The 981-nt window shown below is 27.2% G+C and carries 1 protein-coding gene; it reads left to right on the plus strand.

Translation table 11 applies throughout. The features are described from left to right. Window positions 1-115 precede the first annotated feature (115 nt). On the plus strand, window positions 116-868 hold the full coding sequence (locus tag BN350_RS01890; protein WP_028042081.1) for an HAD-IIB family hydrolase: 753 nt from the start codon (window positions 116-118) through the stop codon (window positions 866-868). Window positions 869-981 lie beyond the last annotated feature (113 nt).

Below are 981 nucleotides of genomic sequence, written 5' to 3' on the forward strand. Positions count from 1 at the left end.
CGTTTTTTTAGCGTTTTTAATTCCTTAATGATATGATTTCTATCTTCAATTTTCATAATAAGTAAATAAGTAGCATTTATTTTGATTTCCTATATAATAGATAAGAGGTGAAAATATGAAGTTACTAGCAAGTGATTTTGATAATACATTATGGTTTCGTGATCATATGAAAGAAAACGATGTCAAAGCAATCCATCAATTCCAACAAGATGGTCATTTATTTGGTGTCTGTACAGGAAGAAATTTATATGGAATTATTCATCCAAGTCAGCCTTATCATATAGATTATGATTTTTATATTTTATTAAGTGGTTCCCTTATATTAAACAAGGATAAAGAAATAATCTTTGAAAAGAAGATACCTATAAGATATGTGCAAGAAATTTTTGATTTTATAGATCATAAAGATATGTCCATTGTCTATCAAGGTACAATGTATAAGATTTATCAATCAAAACAGCATGATAATTATGGTATCTATATAGATTCACTTCATGAATTAAAAACGGATACAGTGAGTGCCTTTTCATTTCATTATGAAGCAAATGAAATAGAACAAGCTAGTCTTGCGACAAAAAAGATTAATGAAAAATATGGTGATGTGATTGTTGCTTATCAAAATAATCAGCATATTGATATTGCTGCAAAGGGATGTTCTAAAGGTCATGGAATAAAAATGATTCAAGAATACTTCCAGTTATCAATGAATGATATTTATGGTATTGGTGATTCATGGAATGATTTACCAATGCTAGACGCTATTGAAAAAAGTTATACTTTTACATATGCTCCTCCAGTTGTTCAACAGCACGCTCAAAAAATAGTTCATTCATTAGCTGAGTGTTTGAATGATATCGAAAAGATGTAATGATTATTTGTTATTTTCCAAAAGAAAGATATACATATTTAATCATATCAAAAATATTTTATTAAAAAATTGACAAATGTATACAAAGATGCTATTATCAATGCAATAACGAA

The sequence above is a fragment of the Candidatus Stoquefichus massiliensis AP9 genome (assembly GCF_000455285.1).
In the GTDB taxonomy this organism is placed as follows: domain Bacteria; phylum Bacillota_I; class Bacilli_A; order Erysipelotrichales; family Coprobacillaceae; genus Stoquefichus; species Stoquefichus massiliensis.